At 37.8% G+C, this 21,088-nt stretch carries 19 protein-coding genes and 2 pseudogenes; 12 read left to right on the forward strand and 9 right to left on the reverse strand.

All coding sequences use genetic code 11. The annotated features are described in order from the left end of the window. Positions 1 to 76 precede the first annotated feature (76 nt). The 4 genes and pseudogenes from JCM21714_RS16125 to JCM21714_RS16140 form a co-directional block, all read right to left on the reverse strand. A complete protein-coding gene (locus JCM21714_RS16125) occupies positions 77 to 1,399 on the reverse strand; it encodes a response regulator transcription factor (RefSeq protein WP_035725917.1) in 1,323 nt (440 codons plus the stop codon). Then, positions 1,396 to 2,847: a sensor histidine kinase gene (locus tag JCM21714_RS16130; RefSeq protein WP_235182976.1), complete on the reverse strand. Its 1,452-nt coding sequence runs from the start codon at positions 2,845 to 2,847 to the stop codon at positions 1,396 to 1,398. Before JCM21714_RS16130 ends, JCM21714_RS16125 begins: the two co-directional genes overlap by 4 nt. Continuing rightward, complete coding sequence (locus tag JCM21714_RS16135; RefSeq protein ID WP_035725920.1) at positions 2,844 to 3,830, reverse strand: sugar-binding protein; 987 nt, start codon at positions 3,828 to 3,830, stop codon at positions 2,844 to 2,846. The genes JCM21714_RS16130 and JCM21714_RS16135 overlap by 4 nt, the downstream gene beginning before the upstream one ends. 268 nt (positions 3,831 to 4,098) lie before the next feature. Continuing rightward, positions 4,099 to 4,672, reverse strand: a pseudogene (locus JCM21714_RS16140) (nitroreductase family protein). 367 nt (positions 4,673 to 5,039) lie between these two features. Between JCM21714_RS16140 and JCM21714_RS16145 the strand changes: the two are divergent. Both JCM21714_RS16145 and JCM21714_RS19575 read left to right on the forward strand, forming a co-directional pair. After that, positions 5,040 to 6,293: a helix-turn-helix domain-containing protein gene (locus tag JCM21714_RS16145; RefSeq protein WP_035725923.1), complete on the forward strand. Its 1,254-nt coding sequence runs from the start codon at positions 5,040 to 5,042 to the stop codon at positions 6,291 to 6,293. A gap of 67 nt (positions 6,294 to 6,360) precedes the next feature. Continuing rightward, positions 6,361 to 6,516 carry a DUF1540 domain-containing protein gene (locus JCM21714_RS19575; RefSeq protein WP_084040904.1) on the forward strand — a complete coding sequence of 52 codons (156 nt, stop codon included), beginning with the start codon at positions 6,361 to 6,363 and terminating at the stop codon, positions 6,514 to 6,516. A gap of 51 nt (positions 6,517 to 6,567) precedes the next feature. Here JCM21714_RS19575 and JCM21714_RS16150 read toward each other — a convergent pair whose 3' ends face one another. The 3 genes from JCM21714_RS16150 to JCM21714_RS16160 form a co-directional block, all read right to left on the reverse strand. After that, positions 6,568 to 6,705, reverse strand: a complete 138-nt coding sequence (locus JCM21714_RS16150; RefSeq protein WP_035725924.1) for a YvrJ family protein — start codon at positions 6,703 to 6,705, stop codon at positions 6,568 to 6,570. Positions 6,706 to 6,810: 105 nt separating this feature from the next. Further along, positions 6,811 to 7,023: a DUF2922 domain-containing protein gene (locus tag JCM21714_RS16155; protein WP_035725926.1), complete on the reverse strand. Its 213-nt coding sequence runs from the start codon at positions 7,021 to 7,023 to the stop codon at positions 6,811 to 6,813. Between the two features lie 33 nt (positions 7,024 to 7,056). Next, on the reverse strand, positions 7,057 to 7,281 hold the full coding sequence (locus tag JCM21714_RS16160; protein WP_035725928.1) for a DUF1659 domain-containing protein: 225 nt from the start codon (positions 7,279 to 7,281) through the stop codon (positions 7,057 to 7,059). A 171-nt stretch (positions 7,282 to 7,452) separates the two neighbouring features. Between JCM21714_RS16160 and JCM21714_RS24520 the strand changes: the two genes are divergently transcribed. The 7 genes and pseudogenes from JCM21714_RS24520 to JCM21714_RS16185 all read left to right on the forward strand — a co-directional run bounded on the left by JCM21714_RS24520 (position 7,453) and on the right by JCM21714_RS16185 (position 12,928). After that, on the forward strand, positions 7,453 to 7,719 hold the full coding sequence (locus JCM21714_RS24520; protein ID WP_369403637.1) for a hypothetical protein: 267 nt from the start codon (positions 7,453 to 7,455) through the stop codon (positions 7,717 to 7,719). Between the two features lie 17 nt (positions 7,720 to 7,736). Beyond that, the gene (locus JCM21714_RS16165) at positions 7,737 to 8,477 is read left to right on the forward strand and encodes an LCP family protein (protein ID WP_369403638.1); all 741 of its coding nucleotides are present in this window, start codon (positions 7,737 to 7,739) and stop codon (positions 8,475 to 8,477) included. A gap of 94 nt (positions 8,478 to 8,571) precedes the next feature. Further along, positions 8,572 to 10,196 (forward strand): annotated as a pseudogene (gene secA / locus JCM21714_RS16170) (preprotein translocase subunit SecA); the annotation flags it as partial. Positions 10,197 to 10,319: 123 nt separating this feature from the next. Beyond that, complete coding sequence (locus JCM21714_RS22370) at positions 10,320 to 10,928, forward strand: hypothetical protein (protein WP_235182978.1); 609 nt, start codon at positions 10,320 to 10,322, stop codon at positions 10,926 to 10,928. A gap of 11 nt (positions 10,929 to 10,939) precedes the next feature. After that, positions 10,940 to 11,833: an accessory Sec system S-layer assembly protein gene (locus tag JCM21714_RS16175; RefSeq protein ID WP_035725931.1), complete on the forward strand. Its 894-nt coding sequence runs from the start codon at positions 10,940 to 10,942 to the stop codon at positions 11,831 to 11,833. Between the two features lie 118 nt (positions 11,834 to 11,951). Continuing rightward, entirely contained in the window at positions 11,952 to 12,197 is a 246-nt protein-coding gene (locus JCM21714_RS16180) for an SEC-C metal-binding domain-containing protein (RefSeq protein WP_035725932.1), read from the forward strand. 8 nt (positions 12,198 to 12,205) lie between these two features. Further along, positions 12,206 to 12,928, forward strand: coding sequence for a helix-turn-helix domain-containing protein (locus JCM21714_RS16185; protein ID WP_035725933.1), 723 nt, complete (start codon positions 12,206 to 12,208; stop codon positions 12,926 to 12,928). 114 nt (positions 12,929 to 13,042) lie between these two features. Here the strand turns inward: JCM21714_RS16185 and JCM21714_RS16190 are convergent, their stop codons facing one another. Both JCM21714_RS16190 and JCM21714_RS16195 read right to left on the reverse strand, forming a co-directional pair. Beyond that, positions 13,043 to 14,674: a S8 family peptidase gene (locus tag JCM21714_RS16190; RefSeq protein WP_035725936.1), complete on the reverse strand. Its 1,632-nt coding sequence runs from the start codon at positions 14,672 to 14,674 to the stop codon at positions 13,043 to 13,045. Positions 14,675 to 14,704: 30 nt separating this feature from the next. Continuing rightward, positions 14,705 to 16,084, reverse strand: coding sequence for an N-acetylmuramoyl-L-alanine amidase (locus tag JCM21714_RS16195; protein WP_052000820.1), 1,380 nt, complete (start codon positions 16,082 to 16,084; stop codon positions 14,705 to 14,707). A 207-nt stretch (positions 16,085 to 16,291) separates the two neighbouring features. Between JCM21714_RS16195 and JCM21714_RS16200 the strand changes: the two genes are divergently transcribed. From JCM21714_RS16200 to JCM21714_RS16210, 3 genes are all read left to right on the forward strand, one after another. After that, complete coding sequence (locus JCM21714_RS16200; protein WP_035725940.1) at positions 16,292 to 18,361, forward strand: S-layer homology domain-containing protein; 2,070 nt, start codon at positions 16,292 to 16,294, stop codon at positions 18,359 to 18,361. Between the two features lie 86 nt (positions 18,362 to 18,447). After that, positions 18,448 to 19,185, forward strand: coding sequence for a WecB/TagA/CpsF family glycosyltransferase (locus JCM21714_RS16205; protein ID WP_035725942.1), 738 nt, complete (start codon positions 18,448 to 18,450; stop codon positions 19,183 to 19,185). Between the two features lies 1 nt (position 19,186). Beyond that, a complete protein-coding gene (locus JCM21714_RS16210; RefSeq protein WP_035725943.1) occupies positions 19,187 to 20,743 on the forward strand; it encodes a putative polysaccharide biosynthesis protein in 1,557 nt (518 codons plus the stop codon). The last annotated feature ends 345 nt before the right edge of the window (positions 20,744 to 21,088 follow it).

Raw genomic sequence — 21,088 nt, forward strand, 5'->3', positions numbered from 1 at the left:
CTTTCACCTATGATTATATAGGGAAAGCGCTTATGTGTTGGCGGTCAATTTCTGTATTATTTTATGATTATCTGCACTATTTTAAGATTTGGTTCTGATACTGCTTCGGCGAGATGCCTTCCTGCTTCTTGAAGACACGACTGAAATAGTTGGGATCGCGATAACCGATCTCAGAGCTGATTTCCTTCAATGTTGTCTCGTTTTCCTGCAGAAGCTCCTTCGCCTTTTCGATCCGAATCGAGGTCACGTAATCACTGAAGGTTTGCCCTGTCTCCTCACGGAACAGATTCGATAAATAGTTCATGCTTAAATCCGTATAGGCGGAGAGATCCTCGAGGCTGACCTGTTCCTGATAATGCTCATCAATGAACTGCTTCGCTCGCTCGATTTTATTTCGCGATTGAAAATGGTTCCCGATCTCTAAACAAATCATTTGCAAAAAGTCACGCCAATCCTCCCGGGTCTCCAGTTGTTCGAAGGCGATATTCGGGAATGGGCATTGTTTTTCTTCGATGATCTGTTTTATTTTAAAATAGGCCTCAATATCTAATGCATCTGCAAGCTCGTCGAACTCAGCCCAGACCCGGTCCTCGTTGCCGTCCTTCAATGCCTGCATCAGCGTATCGAGATCCCGACTCTCCTCTACCTTTGGCGGAAACCCGTATTTCTTATGCCCCCCCGCTTCCACTAAATGGTGCAATGCTAGTCTTGCTTCATAATAGGAGGTCGCTAAATCGGACAGCCGCTGATACGGATGGCCGACACCGAGGTAGACATCTCCCAGTTCGAGCTGAAGGGCGCGCATTTTCTTCAATACTATGGCATTATCTAACTTCTCCTCTGCCACAAAAAAGCCTACCTTATCTCTTTGAATATACGATGACGGCAACGGGACAGCTTGATTCATTACAAAAAAGAAGCCGCTCTGCATCTTCGGATAGAGATTTCTCCTGAGTGCTTCTGCATCCTCGCCTTGCATGAGTTTGGTCAGGAATAAGGCCTGGCGATTAGCCAATGTCTGTTGTTCCTGCTTAATTTCCTTTTTTACACTTAAAATCGCCCGCACCGTTTCTTCCTTTTTACTCGGCTTCAAGATGTATTCACGAACGCCTAATTTCATCGCCTTCTTGGCATAATCAAATGAATCATAGGCGGTCACCATAATAAATTTAATCTGTGGGTTGATCTGATAGATTCGCTCCATCGCTTCAATTCCGCTCAAACCCGGCATTTTGATATCCATCAGCATCATATCTGGCCTCAAAGTTTCTGCCAGCTCGACCGCTTTTCGACCATTAGCAGCTTCCGCGATCACCTCTAAATCGCTGAAATTCTCCTCTAAAAATTTACGCATCGCCTTTCGCTCTAACAATTCGTCCTCCGCGATGATCACTCTCATGCGACTTCCCCCCCCTTTTGTCCTTTCGGTATCTTGATGCGAATGACCGTCCCTTTTCCGAGTTCTGACTCGATTTCCAGTACATCCTGCTTTTGATAAAATAGCTGCAGCCGTTTGATTACGTTGGCAAGGCCGATCCCGGTGACATGGCCGACATGCTGGTCATCTTCCATCAGCAACAATTTTTGCTGTTGGGCTTTACTGATGCCGACACCATTATCACAGACCTCAACCATTACATCTGTCTCGTTTTCCGTCACGAGCACCTCGATCCGCCCGCCTTCTTCCAGCTCTTCCAGCCCATGAATAAAGGCATTTTCCACAAGTGGCTGTAGCGTTAATCTTGGAATTGGCAGATTTAAATGCTCGGCTAATGGATCAACATGGAATTCAATTCGTTCCATAAAACGTGTCTGCTGAATATGGACATAATCGCTTACCATTTTTAATTCATCCTGAAGATGGACAGATTTCTTTAAGTCGCCTAAGCTATGGCGCATCATCGACGCCAGCGAATCGATCAGATTGGACGTCGATCTCGCTTCTTCAAGATATGCCATTTTTGAAACAGTATTCAACGTATTAAATAAAAAATGAGGATGGATCTGATTTTGCAAATGCTTAAGCTCCAGTTCCTTCATCAGCATCTCCTGTTGTGATTGATCCTTAATTTCGTTAATCAGATTCCGAATGCTGCCACGCATCGTATTAAAGGAATCGCCCAGCAGCCGGAATTCATCATTGGATTCGATCACAACGGGTTTCCCATTAAATTCTCCCTGTGAAACCTCTGTTGCCGCCCGCGAAAGCTTCTGGATCGGCCGGTGAATACCTCTTCCAAATCGGATCGCGATATAGGTCCCACACATAATCGTCGTAATTAATAAGAAAAGGGTGAAGTATTTAAATGCTTCGTTTCTCTCCTGCATGTCGATATACAAACCCTGGTACTCGGTTAACGAGGTGTCAAGCAATTCTAATGTCGTCTGCTGAATGTAATTGGCAGTACTCTGCACTTCCTTCATATGGGCGGTATATTGCTCGATATCATCGCGCAGCACAAAACCAACCGTCAGCTCCGATTGGTAAATCAATGCATCGACCATATTGGTATAATTTTTATATTGAATCGGCGTCGCATCCGCTAATAACGGCTGCACCTGTTCACGCAGCATCGTTCGATTCAGGTAATATTGCTCGAGACTCTCCTCATCCCTTTCCAAAACATAGGCTTTGGTGGTATCAGATAACTTGACCGCCGATTGTGAAATCGTGTTCAGTCGTAATAACGAGGCAACACTGTCATGATATTGCTGTTGAAGCTGGGTCGAGCTCACATAAATCGAAATCGTAACAATATTAAATAAAAGGATAATAGCTGCAAAAATCAGTGTTAATCTCGATTGAATCGTGCGCCCACTCATATGCCGATAGAGCCAATTTTTCACGGTTGTTCACCTTCTTCGACCGGGACGATTAACTCGCCATTATGAATATGACTCGCATCAACAATTCCAGTATCGGTAAAATGGATCGAGTCTACGGTTTTTTTGTTGTATATCTCAAGCATTAATTCGACCGAGCGTCTGCCCATTTTTTCGGGATACTGAGCCACGGTTGCCTGAATGGTTCCTTGTTCAATTTCTGTTAACGTTTCCGGCAAAATATCAAATGCAATCACATAGGGACGCTCTCTAGGCCGCATCTCTTCGATACCCTGAACAATTCCAATCCCATCCAGCGCACTCGTACCAAAAAACGCAGTAATATTGGAATGTTTCTTTAACAGCTGATAGGTCGCCTGTGCTGCACCGAGCTCGGTAATGTTCGATTCAGCAACATCGACCAGCTCAATCCGATCTGACTCCGCGATCGCATCTTCAAAGCCATTAAGACGTTCCAGTTGATTTTGAGCGGTGGCCAACCCGATAATAACCGCCACCCTTTGCTCACCGGTCGTCTGCTCGATCAATGTCTTCCCTGCTAATAAGCCCGCACGATAGTTATCTGTTCCAACATAAAATTCACGACCACTTTGTTCATTATCGGTATCAATCGTGGCGACAGGAATATTGCGGCTCGCTGCCTTACGAACGAGCTCTGCAAACTCAGGATCGTTCATTCCCTTGGTAATAATGCCATCAACACCTGCTGTAATCATGCGGTCAAACGTTGCCAGACGTTCTTCATTATCAGTGACTTTTGGCCCAATATATTCTAAATAAATATCATGCTCGGCAGCTGCCTCTTTGGCACCTTTTTCAATTAAGCGCCAATAATCATTACCGACTTCTTCCGTTATCAGGACAAAGTGATAGTTGTAAGGATCATCAGCCGCAAGTTCATTTTCTATATAAAAGGTTTCCTTTCCAAAATAAAGCATGAGGAAGAATGGTATTAAAAATGCAATAAGCCATAAAAATTTTTTCATGTATTCTACCTCCCATCTTTTTTTAATTGTAAGCATTTGCAAAGAATTTGTCTAATAGGAAATAAGTTGGGGGGGGTCGAATGACGTGAGCAATCGTTCACTTTCTCATAAAAAAAATTATTAGGTCACTTTTTTATGTAATTAGGTCACTTTTTCTAACTTTTAGGTCACTTTTAAGCGTAATTAGGTCACTTTTTCTAACTTTTAGGTCACTTCAATGCATAATTAGGTCACTTTTCATATAACAACAAAAAAAGCCTGATATTAATCAGACTTTAAATGTTCCTTCCATAATCGTTTCCTCTAATGGTCTACGGGTGGAAGGTTGTTCTCGTTCTTGAAATGTCTCTTCCAGTTTTTCCTTCTCATCCTGATAGCCAATCGCAATCACTGCATGGATATCATATTGTTCAGGAATATTTAATAGTTCACGTGCCTGATCTTTATAAAAACCGCCCATTGCGTGGGTAATTAATCCATTTTTCATTGCCTGTAAGGATAAGAAACCCCCAGGCTGTTCCGGTATCAAAGGCGTGGGCTCCACCAGTTTCCTTGTCCGAAATCACAAGTGCAAATGCTGGTGCTTTCTCACACCAGGTACGATTTCCATCCATAATAAATGAATGAAATCTTTGGCGGTCCTCCGCTGTGGTAGCAATAATAAAACGCCATGGCTGCTTGTTACTGGCTGATGGCGCCCATCTAGCTGCTTCAAACACGCTCATCAATGTCCCTTTTTCGATCTCTTTTTCAGAAAAGGAACGCGGTGACCAGCGCTGCAAAAACATATCATCAATCGAATAGGCTGCTTTTCGGTAGTTCTCGATATTGATTTGCTTCATGTAAATTCCCCCCTCTGTCTATAGTATATGCGATTTTATCATCGACCTCAAAAATCACGCTTCTGGGCGAATCTCATAATCTATAGTAACAATAATTGAAGGGGGGGAATGATGGATGAAGACTTTCTTCTATTTCTGCATGGTATGTATTATCGGGTTCCTTATTTTCATACCATGGTTACTATTTGTTGTACCACTGATTGGCGTAAAAGTTTTTATTTTTTTAATAATACTGCTCATTATCGGGTTTTTTATCGAGTTTTTGTGTAAATAAATAGGCCATTATGAATTATTATGAAGGATTTTCGCTATTACTATCGAATTATATAGATGTAACTAAAATATATCGGGAAGAGGGTTGGAAGATGTGTATGAAATTGGTCAATTAATCAAGTATCACCGGAAGAAAATGAACCTCACGCTCAAACAATTGGGGAAAATGGTAGGTTATTCAGCAGCCGCAATCAGTAAAATTGAAGCAGGTAAATATAACCCTCCTAAACACATGTTAGAAGCCATTCAAAAGGCACTGCATATAAAGGAACTGGTTTATGATAAACAACATCCGGTCTACGTGAAATTATCCGCTTGGCAAAAAGAAATTGCTCAAAATAATATTGCAGAATCCACAGAATATTATCTGCAGATGCAGCAATACCCGGTCAGTTTTTACACGAATTACGAGAGTGTCTATTTACTTCAGCGTTTTCAGCATTCATTACTCTGTTTCCATATTGAGGAAGCCGCCTCCTTAGTTTGCCACATACAAGAAACCGCTCTCCGAGTACCTCAACAAGATGCCTATCACTATAATAAGTCGTTAGCTTTTTTCTATGTGTTACAGGATCAGCTAAAAAATGCACATATATATTTGCGCGTTGCAAAACGAAGTGATAAAAATATCTTTGAAGAGGATGGTGCAGCACACCTTTATCAAGCCATTCTCTACAGCAAAATGGAAAATTATATCGATTCCAATCACCATGCATCAATCGCTATCAAGTTTTTCCTGGAAAGCATGAACAATGAAAATCTCCTGCTTTCCCGGATCATCTTGATCATTAATGATATTCCATTGGGTAAAACAGCATCCGCCATTCCTGCACTACATAAATTACTCGAAAATAACCGCAACAGTATCCATACAACCTTTATTCAATATATCTTAAGCCTTGCCTATTTATTCGAAAACAATTATGACGCCTCCTTGAAACATAGCAGAGAAGCAATAAATAAAGAAGATCGAAAATCATTACGGGTAGCTTACCTCTATCTGCGAGCCTTCACCTATGTCTTAATAGGCAACAAAGATAATGCAAACGTTTACATTAGTGGAGGATTAAAATTAAAGCAAGGCAAGAAATACGACTATAAATTTTATATTCTTCATCATATCGTGCAACAAAGCTATGGAGAGGAATCATTTAAGCAAAAAATGAAAAAAGAAATCATTCGCTATTATCAGCAAACTGGTGATAAAGCAGAACTGGATTTTTGTTATGTGCTGCTTGGCAAAATTCATTATGACCAGCAGCATTATAAGCAATCAGCCGATTATTTTTTTCAGGCAACGTCCAAGCATAACATTGCAAAGCTTTTAACAATGTATCCACAAAAATAACTTCCATGATTCACCACACATTTTTTTCGCCAGATTACTTACACTAAGCATGTAGGAGGTGTGTAAGATGGCGAAAGATGTAAAATGTGAGGTTAACAATTGTAAATTCTGGGCTGAAGGCAACAGATGTCATGCAGATATCATTTATGTAGTCAGCCACAATGGCAAAAGTGCTGCAAATGTGAAAGAAACAGACTGCCAAACATTCGAACCATCCATCTAACAACCTGCTTTAATGACCTCAGCTAATGACTACATTAGCTGAGGTTAATTTTTATCGCATCTTTTCCGGCAAAGCAACGATGGATTCAATTAATGTATTGAGTTTCGTTTCAATGCGATGTAATAAATAAAAGGTCACCGCAACCGGAAAACCAACATCGGTTATTAACGAGATCCACGTCTGATCCATATCCTCATCTCCTTTTACTTAAATTTTTTGAAAGCATTCCCGTCAACAACACAAAAAGGGGGGGAGCTAAAGCTAGCTAACGAAGCCCTCTCCCCTTTTTATCCATTATATTTCTATATCCATTACATTACGTTCAACAATGCGGGCGCTTTTCTTTACCACAAGGTCACCACCAGAAGAGGTAAAGGCATTCTGTGCGATAATCGTGTCCATTGCACTGTTTACGGCAACTTCATCGACTGGTTCCACCGGGTTATCCAATGAGATGGTTACCAATTTACCTTCCTCATTTTCAAATTTCAATTCGATCTTTTTCACGTTTTCCACCTCCTTCATTTATTGCGTCATGAATTAGTCTTCTGTGATTAATTCGGTATCATTTCGTTTCACTGAATAAAGCACAAGCTGCTGTAATGGTGTAATCGCTGCTGTAATTGCCAGCAGCTGATCTGCTGTCGCATCCAATTTCACATTGTTAAAGGATTTCAACTTATAGATCGCATCACCTGTGATCGGGTCCATTCCATTCTCAAACGTTAATTGCAGTCTGGAATCAATACGTTCTGCTAAAGCCATTTGATCACCTCCTTTCACAGCTATAATCAATCCAGAAAACGTAAAGGTGTCTAAAATTATTCAAATATGTTACAAAAGCGCACAGAATATTCTTATCTGTAGTGACATTCCACATGTTTCATAGTAAAATGTAATTTGCATCAAATTACATTTTAGGGAGATTTTCAAAAAATGGTTAATCAGCAAACCACATACAGAATTCAACAAAAACGCGATAAAAAACGAAAAAGGAGAAAAAGACTATTATTTTTATTACTGCCGGTTATTATAATAGGAATTGCAATCGGAATTTATCTAACTAATTTGTTTCAAACTGCAAAAGGTGTATTAGATGATTCCTATGCAGCTGACGGCAGAGAAAATGGCTCTGCATTAAGGGATGGGGGGGAAACAATTGACCTCAAACAGGGAGTATATCCATCTTATTTATTGGTTTAGATACAAGTGAAACACGAATGGACCAAAATGAAGGTGGCTCAAGATCAGATGCACTGATTTTGGCTACATTAAATAAAGACGATTCTTCCGTTAAGATGCTCAGCATACCAAGAGATACCTATGTCTATGTCCCGGAGCGAGACATGAACACTAAAATAAACCATGCCCATGCGTATGGAGGTGTAAAGGCTACCATCGAAACGGTCGAGGAATTTCTGGATATCCCGGTAGATTACTATGTGAGTATGAATTTTAATGCTTTTATTGATGTGGTGGAGACCTTGAATGGAATTAATGTAAATGTAGAAAAAGAAATCCAGGAACAAAATTCCAAAGATGAACCAAATGCCATTCATTTACAACCAGGTGATCAACTATTAAACGGCGAAGAAGCCCTTGCCTATGCCCGCACCAGAAAAATCGACAATGATATCGAGAGAGGTAAGCGGCAGCAGGAAATCATGAAGGCTATTGCAGATAAAGCAACATCCGTGAAATCTGTTCTTAAGTATGATGATTTAATCGAAGCTGTCGGAGATAATATGAAAACTAATATGACTTTTGACGAAATAAAAGGTTTAACTTCGTATTTGGGAAATGGCAAATTGAACATCGAAACCAACATACTTGAAGGGGAAGATAGCTACATTGACGGTGTTTATTATTTCCAAGCCAATGAACAAAGTGTAGCCAATATCCAAACTGAATTAAAAAACCATTTGGATTTATCGAATCCTGCAGCACAAACAACTAATTGACCTATCTCAGCCACGGTGCGATGTAATAATAATCATGTTATACTGACGTAAATGGAAAGTTTTTTTGAGATGTCTTTAAGGAGCGTTAACATAGATGAAGTTATTAGATAAATGGAACTCAACCAAACAATTAAGACAAATAAAACAGTATTACAAAATAGTTGACCAAATTAATGCTTTAGAACCAACTATTCAGGCATTAAGCGATCATCAATTAACAAATAAGACAACTGAGTTTAAAGAAATGTTACAAAATGGCAGTACCATTAATGATATAAAAGTTGAAGCATTCGCTACCGTCCGGGAAGCATCCAGACGAATCCTGGGACTTCGTCATTATGATGTGCAACTTATAGGTGGACTTGTTTTATTAGAAGGAAATATTGCAGAAATGGCGACAGGCGAAGGAAAAACACTTGTAGCTTCTTTACCAAGTTATTTGCGGGCACTTGAAGGAAAAGGCGTACACGTGATTACCGTCAATGAATACCTAGCTAATCGTGACAAAAGCCTGATTGGTCAAATTCATGAATTTCTCGGACTAACTGTAGGACTTAACATACCCAATATGAATCCGGAAGATAAAGTGAAAGCATATCAGGCCGATATTACATATGGGATAGGAACGGAATTTGGCTTCGACTTTTTACGAGACAATATGGCATATGCCGCAAATCAGAAGGTGCAGCGTCCCTATCATTATGCCCTTATTGATGAAGTGGACAGTGTTTTAATCGATGAGGCAAAAACACCACTTATCATTGCTGGTAAATCCAGATTACACGAAAATTTACATGCAGTCTGTGCGAAGGTTTCCAGGGCATTTCAACCTGGTACCCATTTCAATTATGATATCGAATTAAAAACGGTCAATTTCACTGACGAAGGTATCACGCGTGTGGAGAAAATATTTGCCGTTGATAACTTCTACGATATGGAGCACCGGGCCCTTAATCATTATATGAATCAAGCATTACGTGCGCGGGTCCTCTTCGAAAGAGACGTTGATTATATCGTGGAAGAAGGCGAAATTAAATTAGTGGATATGAACACAGGCAGAATCATGGAAGGCCGCAGTTTAAGTGACGGTTTACATCAGGCATTAGAAGCAAAAGAAGGATTAAAGGTTACCGAGGAAAATAAAGCACAGGCATCCATAACGATTCAAAATTATTATCACATGTATCCTGTTACAGGCGGAATGACTGGGACAGCTAAGACAGAAGAATCAGAATTCCAAAAAGTTTATGGTATGAATGTGATTCAAATTCCAACAAATAAACCTGTCATCCGTGACGACAAGCAGGACATCATATTTGATACAAAGGAACAGAAATATAATTATTTAATGACGGTTGTTAAGGAACGACATCAGAATGGACAGCCAATTTTAATTGGGACAAGCTCTATTATTCAATCAGAGACGATAGCATCGAGACTTGATAAAGAAGGAATTCGCTATCAATTATTAAATGCCAAAAGTGTCGAGCATGAAGTGCGATTAATCTCCATGGCTGGTCAGAAGGATCAGATTACGATAGCGACGAACATGGCAGGACGAGGAACAGATATTATGCTCGGGGAAGATGTTGCCGAGTTAGGCGGTCTTCATGTTATTGGTACAGAACGACATGAAAGCCGACGCATCGATAATCAGTTAAAAGGCAGATCCGGACGCAGGGTGATCCAGGATCATCTCAATTTATTATTTCATTAGAAGATGAACTTATTCTCCGATTTGGTAATGACATTATCGAACGGCAGCGGGAAAAAATCGAGACTAATCCACAAGGAATCATTCTTAATAAACAAGTACACAACTGGATTGATTCGATTCAGAAGATTAGTGAAGGAAGTAACTATCAATTCAGAGAATTCAATTTTCAATTAGAACAGGTTATCAATGATCAGCGTAAAGTCATCTATGAAATACGGAATAAACTATTACATTCAAAAAACATCATAGCAGATATTAACGATTTTATTGATCCGGTTGTTCAAACCCATTTAACCAAACATATCGATCATAATGAGGTACCTGACCAACAGACGTTAACTGCATTTCTAAAGTGGCTTGACCGTGCCTTACTTGTTAAAGTAGCAACAGAAACTACTTTCGAAGATTATCATACATTACAAGCTTTTGTTACAGAACAAGTCAACGAACATCTTGCCATAGTTGATACATTAAAGAGAAATCTTAGACTAGAGAAATCACTTCGTCATGGCGCCTTACAGCTGATTGATCAAACCTGGACGGCACATCTTGAAGAAATGGGACGATTAAAGGATGGCATAGCGATGCGTTCCTATGAACAAGAAGATCCGGTTCAAATCTATACTAAAGAAGGATACCAAATCTTTAAATGGATGTACGAATCGATGCAAACCAATATTCATATGCTTTTCGTCCAGACATACCGTTATATAATTAACAGAAATGAACAGTAGGAGTGGCTTATATGTTTCCTTTTTTAAACAAAAAAGGCAAGAAAAAAACCGTAGATCATGATGTGGAAGCAAGTAAATTGGTGGATACAGATTCCGCAACAGATCATAATACGACTATAGAGACTGAACTTTCCATCCATCCGGATTGGCAATTACCAGATGAAGAAAAATATGTACTGGCGTTTCATAATACGAATGCCAAACCGTTACACATCAACCAATTATCATTGGCCACGGTTGATTATCAGGAGAAGGAAGACGGCTATCAGTTTATCGCCTTAATTCGTCAGACATTAACAAAATCGATAAAATTAGATAAAACAGCTATCATATTACTTGATGACGAGCATAAAACCATCGCAAGAAAGGAATTTGATCTATCTAAGGCTGGCTCAATACCATCTAATGGAAGCAGACCATGGGAATTTCATTTCAAAAAAAAAGAAATACCTGAAAATCTAGGTACACCAAACAACAATTGGTCGTTAGCTTTTGAACTAAAGCCAAAACATCAGTTAGATTTGGCTGAATCATGGAAAGAATCCCTTGCAGATGACAGCATTAAAAAATTAGAAGAAATTGTAGCATCAGCTAAACCACTTAAGCCTGGTGAAGTAAATTTATTAGGAGTCAGTGCCGGAATAACAGCTGATAATCAAGTAACAACTACCATTTTAATTCGCAACGGATCCGATAAAAATTTAACCATTGAACAGTTGCCTTTACTGGTTAAGGATGCCAGTGGAGAAATTGTGGCGAAAGGTGGATTTCAATTAGACGCCCTCAACGTGAAAAGCAATACAAGTAAACCATGGACATTTATTTTCCCTGAAGCCTCTATATTAAAGGACACCAGTCAAATCGATTTATCAAAATGGAGTGTCGAAGCGATTCAAAATAAATAAAATGATTAAATATTGGAAATTTTGATATCTTTTTGTTATTATAGAGTTCAATATTTTGTTATAATCGACAGGAATGTTTAATATCTCACTCTTTAATTGGTTTGGAGGTGTAAAAGTTATGGCTAAAGTAAACAGAAATGATAAATGTCCATGTGGAAGTGGTAAAAAGTATAAAAATTGTTGTGGTGCCAGTACCAAGGTAAATGAACCTTTAATTAATGGGCAATTAAACCTTTTACACCATCGATTAGTTACACATGGATTATCTAAATATAATAAATCAGTAGATACTTTTATTTCTCAATATGAAAACCAACCCTTCCAGGATGATGCACAAATAATGAGCGTATATATACTGGTTTAACCATCTGGATGTTTAATAAACCGATTTTAAGCCAGAAGCGTTCGCTATTCGACATATATACTGCAAATCAATTTCAAGCAATTATAGTACCTGCAAGAACACTCTATAATAAATGGAAAGAACAAGAACCATCTGTCTATGAAATTGTTACTGTTTCCGATCACAAGGAATTTATCGTCGTCAAGGATTTGCGTGATGAGCAGACATATAAAGTCTTTTATCTGGCAACAGATAATTATATTGAGGGCAGTTTAATCATTGGAAGCCTTATTCCATACGCAAATTATTACGGATTTCTTTATAGTACGATAAAATTATTTGAACATGATTATCTTGAAGTGAAGCAATTATTAATTCAATTTGATGAATCGAAAACCGATAATTTCCCAGAGCTACTGGCTGAGATTCTTCAACAGGGGGGGATGGAAATAAATCAAAACAAACAGTCCTCTCACGACGAAGTTGCGCAATTGTTCGCTGATTCGTTGACAGAGAAGAACATAGAAGATGCTATCATTTTAAAAGGAATCAAAGCATGGAAGAAATATTGCGCACAAGTAAATCCGATCATAAAAAACACAAGGACTTACGCGTGTGCCTTAGAATATTATGTGCAAAAAGTGCTACTCGATAATGATGGCATTACGCAAGATCAGTTAGCTAAAGAATATGATGTCTCTAAAAATACCGTATCTACCAATTACCGAAAGATATATAATGAACTGAAATAAAGTGACCTAGACAAAAGAAAAAATCCGAACGATAGCAAATTCCACTAAGTGAATTTGCATTATCGTTCGGATTTTACTTTTATCAGAAGATTACTGTTGGTCTGCCATTGAATTTCACTGTTTCTGTAATACTCCAGCTAAAATGGAGGACAATTCAGCTCTTTGTATTAAGTTTTCGGGTTTGTAGCTTCGATCCAGATAGCCTTTTACAACACCTAACTGTTTCAAATCGTTAATAGCATCAAAATAGTATTTCTTATCATTTTGCACATCTGTAAAATAAGCTGGACTCTCCACATATAAATCAAATGCTCGTTGGATAATAACAGTTGCTGCTGCACGGGAAATCTCTTCCTTTGGTCTATAGGTTTGATCAGGGTAGCCTTTTATAATTTCCAGCTTTGCTAATGCATTAATATAACCTGACGCATAATAATTAGTATTTACATCGGAAAAGCTACTATCTTCAAAAACTTCTTCCACATCTAAAATTCTACCAATCATTGTTGCTACTTCTCCGCGCGAAATCTTCTTTTCTGGTTCGAAAATACCTTCCGGATACCCTGCAACAAATTGCTCTGCACGTAAAAAATTAATAGAATCTGTATACCACTTAGAAGGCTCCACATCCAAAAACCAGCTTGGAGGTGGCTGCACTAACCCATAACCATAGACGCTATCTCTACCTGCCACACCTAAGTCCATCGCATTATTTACTACAAGTTCTCTTAATCTATCATTATCAAACTGTGGAAATACCTGTTTATATAAAGCTGTAACTGCTGTGACAAATGGTGTAGCCATCGACGTTCCACTCATCAGAAGATAGGCTTCCTTATTTGGCAGGAAGGTACTCAAAATCTCTTCACCAGGTGCCACTAATTCAATAGAATGACCTTGATAGGAAAATTCAGACTTCTTTAGATTTTCATCAACAGATCCCACTCCGATAACATAAGGATATTTAGCAGGATATAAGATATCATCTGTTATCTGACCGTTACCTTCTTTATCATTACCAGAAGCCGCTATGATTATTAAACCTGCCTGATAGGCATTTCTCATCGTCAGTTCTAACGCGTTTGTTGGTTGAGGAGTGGTAATACTTAAATTGACAATATCTAATTCCTTTTCTATCGCCCATTCGATTCCGGCAATGACATCAGCTTGTCTGCCTTCTCCCTCGTTATTCAGTGACTTTATAGCATATATATGTGCTTCAGGAGCAATACCTAAGACTCCAAAATCATTATTTTGAGCGGCGATGATACCTGCAACATGGGTACCGTGTCCATTGTCATCTTCAAAGGATGATACACCTTCAACAAAGCTTACGCCACCTTGTACCTTTAAGTCAGGATGCGTGGAACTGATACCAGTATCGATTATTCCTACCTTTACACCTTTACCTGTCATATTTAATGCATTAATATGAGTGGAGCCTATTAACATGTTACCTGTGTTCATTATTTGGACATCAGATTCCATTACGATATCCTGTTCGATCCATGCTATTTCATTATTCGTTTCTAATTCATCTAACATTTTACTTTCAATACTTATAGCAATCGCATTTATATTATCTAAACGATGATGCAATTGATAATTAATGCCATTTAATAGCGATAAATCAATCTTATCCTCAAAACCTATGATGATTCTTTCTTCATCTAAATCTTCTGCAAAAATAGTATGGACACCTATGACTAAATAAATGAGAATAGTGAACCAGATTGTTTTTTTCATCGATGTACTCCTAATGATGTATTCTGTGGACTAGTTATTTTTTTCGATCCAATTATAATAGTCTACAATGCCTTCTTTAACAGCTTTTGCTGCTTCTCTTTGTTTTGATTTTAATATATTGGCGTCTGATTTATTTGTCATAAAACCTAGCTCTACTAATGCAGCAGGTAAAGGGTTATGTTTAATTACTTGAAAATTAGCTTGTTTTACTCCTCTATTTTTCGTTCCTAACGCTTTCACTAAACGAGCTTGAATAAAGGTTGCTAACTTTTCACTCGCCTGTAATCGCGTCGGTGCTGCAGAAGTTGAAAAAAATGTTTCTGTTCCACTGGCACTCTCTGTATTAAACGCATTTCCATGAATGCTTACAAACGCATCCGCCTTCTTATTAACGGCAATATCGACACGTTGTCCTAATGAAAGATAGGTATCATTTGTTCTCGTCATCACTACTTTAATGTTTTCTTCTTTTAAGTATTGCTCTATATATTTTGATACACTTAAATTCAATTCTTTCTCAATGATCCCATAACCATTAGCTCCTGGATCACTACCACCATGCCCTGCATCAATAGCGATCACTCTATTTTTTGTATCTTTAATCGGTTTATCTACTAAATAATCAGCATGGACATAGCCTTTTAAATTTCCTTTTGTCATATATAACCAATCACTATTACTGCTAGATATCTTTATTTCGTCATTCTTATACAAACTACCGATAATAGAATAAGATGATCCTGGTCCACTTCTGACATTTAATGACGTATTAACATTCACATATTTGGTTGTTAACTCTTGACCATTATCAATGCTGAACGACGGATCAAGTGCTCTTGCTAGCATTAAAGAAAACTCTGCTCTTGTTATTGTTTTGTTCGGTCTATATGTATTATTCTCATACCCCACTGTGATACCTGCTGTATAAATTTTATTAATTGGCAAGTATAGGCTACTTTGCTTTGAAACATCCAAAAAATTCATTTCGCTAGTTTCTGTTAAATTAAATGCCTTTGAAATAATAATAGCCATTTCACTTCGATTCATTTCTCTACTGGGTCTAAAAGTACCATCAGTATAACCGTGAATAATTTGTTTTTTTACTGCTGCTTCAATATATCCAAAAGCATAATGATCCTTATTTACATCAAAAAACGAGGATGATTCAATTTGACCTCCACTTAAATGCAAGGCAGCTCCTATCATAGTTACAGCCTGTGCTCTGGTAACGTTATCATCAGGTTTAAATGTACCATCTGGAAAACCATTAATTATATTTTTCTCTATTAAATAATTTACTTCCTCCTGATATATATCAGGTATGTCTGGCAAACTGGCAGCACCCACATGACTCACACCGAAACCACTAATAACAACAACAAACAACATAGAGAAGATAAACTTTCTCAACATTTCGCTTCCTTTCCATTTTATAATCTTTTTATAAGATAGGACTTAAATCTCATTTACCAGTTTACTATTATGGTATATTCTATTAGTTATTAAGGTCTATTTTTTATTAATATAGTAAACAATTTCATGACTAAATACAATATACCATTTAAAACAACTATGAACAATAGACTATTATAAAAAATTATAGAGGGAGAATATAAAATGAAGAAACTCGCAACAATTATGGTAACTTTATTTATCATTGGATCTTTGTTGATTCCAACCGCAGCATTTGCGAAAAGCGATCTAACAGGGCATTATTTCGAATATTCCATGACACAACTGATAGATCAGGGGATTATTGGTGGATTTGGAGATGGTAGTTATAGACCTGATAAAAGTATTACTCGTGCGGAATTCACTGCATTTCTTATTCGTTCACTTGGTCTTAGCACAAATTCAAATGACACTAAGGAATCTTTTTCGGATGTAAAGAGGAGCGAGTGGTATTATTATCCAATTGAGGTTGCATCAAATTATAATCTGGTCGGTGGTTATTCAAATGGTCAGTTTAAACCAAACGCTAACATTACCAGAGAACAAATGGCAGCATTAATAGCTCGTGCTTTGAAATTCAAAGGTGTACAATCTGCTAAAGAATCATTAACCTTTAAAGATTCAAGCAAAATTTCACCGATGTTTAAACCTTCCATACAATCAATAGTCTATCTAAACATTATGGCAGGAACTAGTGATGAACTATTCAGTCCTAAAGATTATACGACTCGAGGTCAAACATCTGCTGTACTATTGAGAATGCTTAATCAAATTAAAAATCCAAAATTGGTAATTTCTAACACGAAATATAATGTTAATTTTGATAGCGTTGTAAACACTCAAATGAATAGAACACCGAAGGCAGATGGAACTGGAGTATTCATTGCCAGTCGTAAAATGGTTGAATATTATGCTAATCCTAATAATTTTGAAAAAGGCACAGATGAATATTTGCAATTTTTAGATTTATCTAAAACTACTAATATCACAGCAAGTGAAATTAACCAAAAAGTACTTACAAATGTTGGTACACTATCTGGACAAGGAAGTGCATTTATAAAGGCGGGAAGTCAGAATTCGGTCAATGAAATCTATCTAATTGCCCATGCGTTGCATGAAACAGGTAACGGGAAATCCACCTTAGCAAAAGGTATTCCAGTAAATGACAAAGGCCAAATTGTCGATAAGTCCAAAGCAAAATATACGGTATATAACTTCTTTGGTCTTGGCGCTTATGACTCCAATCCAATTAATGATGGAGCAAAAAATGCCTTTGAACGAAAATGGTTTACACCTGAAGCAGCTATTATCGGAGGTGCTTCAGAAATTGTAAAGAACTACATTAGCGCTGGTCAAAACACTTTATATAAAATGCGTTGGAATCCAGATAAGCCTGGGACTCACCAATATGCCACACATACAGTGTGGGCGGTATCACAAACGAAAAAAATGGATACTATTTATGGGAAAATTGATAATTATATCATGAAATATGATGTGCCAAACTATCAAAACCAGCCTGGAAAAACAAGTAAACCAACTGGAGCAGCTATCTATCATGTCGATACATCTTTTCCAGGAAAAAAGGGAAAAGTAACTGTAGCCGGTAATTTGAATTTCCGTGAAGGTCCAACTACCAGTTTTTCTGTGATTAATCAGTTAGCTAACAATACAACCGTAACAATTAATGGTGAAAATGGTGGTTGGTATAATATAACAGCCAGTGGTAAAACTGGATGGGTATCTGGCAACTACATAGATATCCAGGTGAGCGATACGTCATTAGCAGGGAAAAAAGGAAAAACAACAGTTGCTGAGTTAAACTTTAGAGATGGACCATCTACAGGCTTTAGTGTAATTGGCAAACTCAAACAAGGAACGGATGTTACGCTTGTTGGTGAGCTATCTGGGTGGTATAAGATAAAAGCTGATGGAAAAATCGGTTGGGTTTCCAAATCATACGTGGAGATTTTAATGAATTCTGCGAGCATAGCATCATTGGAAAAAGATACTGAACCAGAAATTTCAGAATTCCGCACACAACTAGGAATAACTAAACAATCTGTCCTATTACAATCGAGTCTTGATCCAACAAACGCTGAAATTAGTGGAGATATTGCTGCCGATATGCCTGTTACTGTGATCGATGAACAAAAAGGTCATTTACTTATATCTATCGGTAATGATATGGGATGGGTATTAAAAGAAACTGTCCAAATATATAAAGAAGGATAAATAATTTAGGAGGGAAATATATATTTCCCTCCTTTTTTGTGTTATTATTTTACTATTGATTTTTCTACTAAGGAGCATTACTTTCTATGAAAACTATTACTATTTTGGATATTCCTTTTATTAATACCACTCAACGAGAATTTATCATTATATTGGATCAGCACATCAAAAATAAGGAAAAATCATTTGTGATTACTGCTAATCCAGAGATCGTGATGAAAGCAGAGGATGACCCCCCCTCATTTAAATCATATATAAATAAGGCAGACTATGTAACCGCAGATGGAATTGGAATCATATTAGCATCACGCATGTTAAAGACAGCTTTGCCTGAACGTGTGACAGGATTCGACTCTATGCTGAAATTATTAGAAATCGCAAACGAAAAACAATATAAAATATTTCTGTTAGGTGCGCATCCCGACACATTAAAAGTTACAGTGGAAAAGGTCGCCACTAACTATCCTGACATACAGCTTGTTGGCTATCATGACGGTTATTTTGATTGGGACCAGAATGATATTATAGAACAGATCCGAGCAACACAGCCAGATATCACCTTTGTAGCATTAGGTGTGCCTCGTCAGGAAAAATGGATTGCAGAACATATTAATCAATTTTCACATGGAATTTTCATTGGTGTCGGTGGATCTTTTGATGTAATTGCAGGAACAGTCAAGCGTGCTCCAAAAATATGGCGAAAGCTGAATTTAGAATGGTTATATCGATTAATTAAGCAACCCTCCAGATGGCGAAGAATGCTAGCTTTACCGCTTTTCGCATTGAAAATAGCCAAAATTAAAATGTTCGGAACGAGGAAATAAAATGAGTAAATCAACTTTTGTCCAAAGTACAGTTATATTAACGATTGCTACACTAATTTCAAAAATACTAGGAAGTATCTTCAGGATACCTCTACAAAACATTGCCGGTGATGAAGTATTAGGTATTTTCAGTCTGGTCTATCCGGTATATATGGTCGCCCTCATACTATCAGTGGCAGGTCTTCCATTAGCTATTTCAAAGCTGATCGCCGAAGCACAAACACAAAGTGATAGAAGTAGTGTGCGACATATTTATATTACAGCGAGTATTTTAGCAATAACATTTGGTATAGTCAGCTTTTTACTTATATTTGCTTTTTCGGTTGAAATCGCAAATCTGCTTGGCGGATCCAGTACAAGGCTTGCACTTATCGTTGTAGCTGGAACCCTGTTGGTTGCTCCGTATATGGCGGTGTATCGTGGTTTTTTCCAGGGTATGGGGGATATGAAACCAACAGCATTGTCACAGGTTCTAGAGCAGTTTATCCGAGTGGGATTCATTTTAGTTATCGCCTACTACTTAGTTAACCAGGGTTATTCTAATGAAGTAATAGCAGGCGGAGTCATGATTGGTTCGATAATTGGAGCCCTTGCATCCTTATTATATTTAAGATTAACATATCAACGTTTTAGCGATAAACCTGTTTCAACTGCACCATATAGCTTTGCAGATTTTAAAAAATGGTCAAAAACCGGCTTAAAAGTATCGATACCGATAGCCATTGGGTCCTTAACGATGGCATTATTTAACGTGGTTGATTCTTTCACTATTCCTTATGGACTAAAACTCACTGGCACACCTGTTAGTGATGTCAATTATTTATATGGGATATATGGACGTGGACTCGCCTTGGTACAAATTGCAACAGTATTTGCGACTTCCATCGTCTTACCACTTGTACCACTTATCACAAAAAAGTTAGCCAATAATGACCTGGAGGGAACGAGGCAAGTTATTGAGAAAACGCATTTTATGTCACATATCATCTCATGGCCTGCTGCTTTTGGCCTGCTTGCTTTAACCTTACCACTCAATTTAGGTCTGTTTACTAATCTTGAGGGAAGTTCAATGCTAGCTATCATTAACTTCAGTTCTGTTTTTACTGCTTTTGTGCTTGTTGGTACTGGAATTTTACAGGGTATGAATCTTGTTCGGACTGCAGCAGTGGTTATACTCATTGGTATCCTCTTAAAAATTATTGGAAACTTATTATTTATTCCATCACTTGGAATAGAAGGTGCTGCGGTTGCTTCACTTATCGTTTATGCAGTTCTTATGTTTATTAATATAAACTCAATTAAAAAACATTTTAATTTTCGTTTTTTAAATCTAAAGGTTTTTCAAATAATCATGTCCTCTATTTTAATAGGAGTAATTATTGGTGCACCTACCATATTACTCTCTATAAATGAATGGACAAGATTACAGTCATTAACATATATTGCTATAGCCATAGTAATAGGTGGCATCATCTATTTCATTCTCTTATTAGTATTTAAAGTAATCGATAAATCATTTTTTCATAATTTACCCTTTATGAAAATGATTCAGCAATGACAAACGAAATGTTTAATTCTTGGGAACTAAGAAAAACCGGGAAAGCCCGCCCGGTCCTTTTATTGACAAAGATTAGTTGTTAAATCATCTAGACGCAATCAATGAGTAACGGCAAATGAAAGTGGTTATTTTGACATGGGTTATATGCGTAATAAACGCTACGGCTTGCCCACTTCGCTTTCCAAGGGGGGGCGTGTCTTCAGCTAACTTTTGTAAAGAAGTTCCCTTTACAAAAGTGGATCTTCAGATCACGCTGATCCCTTAGGAGTCGAAGTGGCCGCCTACGCTAAATCATGCGCTACAATGGATGTAAATAGTGATAGGAGGAAGTTTTATTTCATATGG

Source organism: Gracilibacillus boraciitolerans JCM 21714 (genome assembly GCF_000521485.1).
GTDB lineage: Bacteria > Bacillota > Bacilli > Bacillales > Amphibacillaceae > Gracilibacillus > Gracilibacillus boraciitolerans.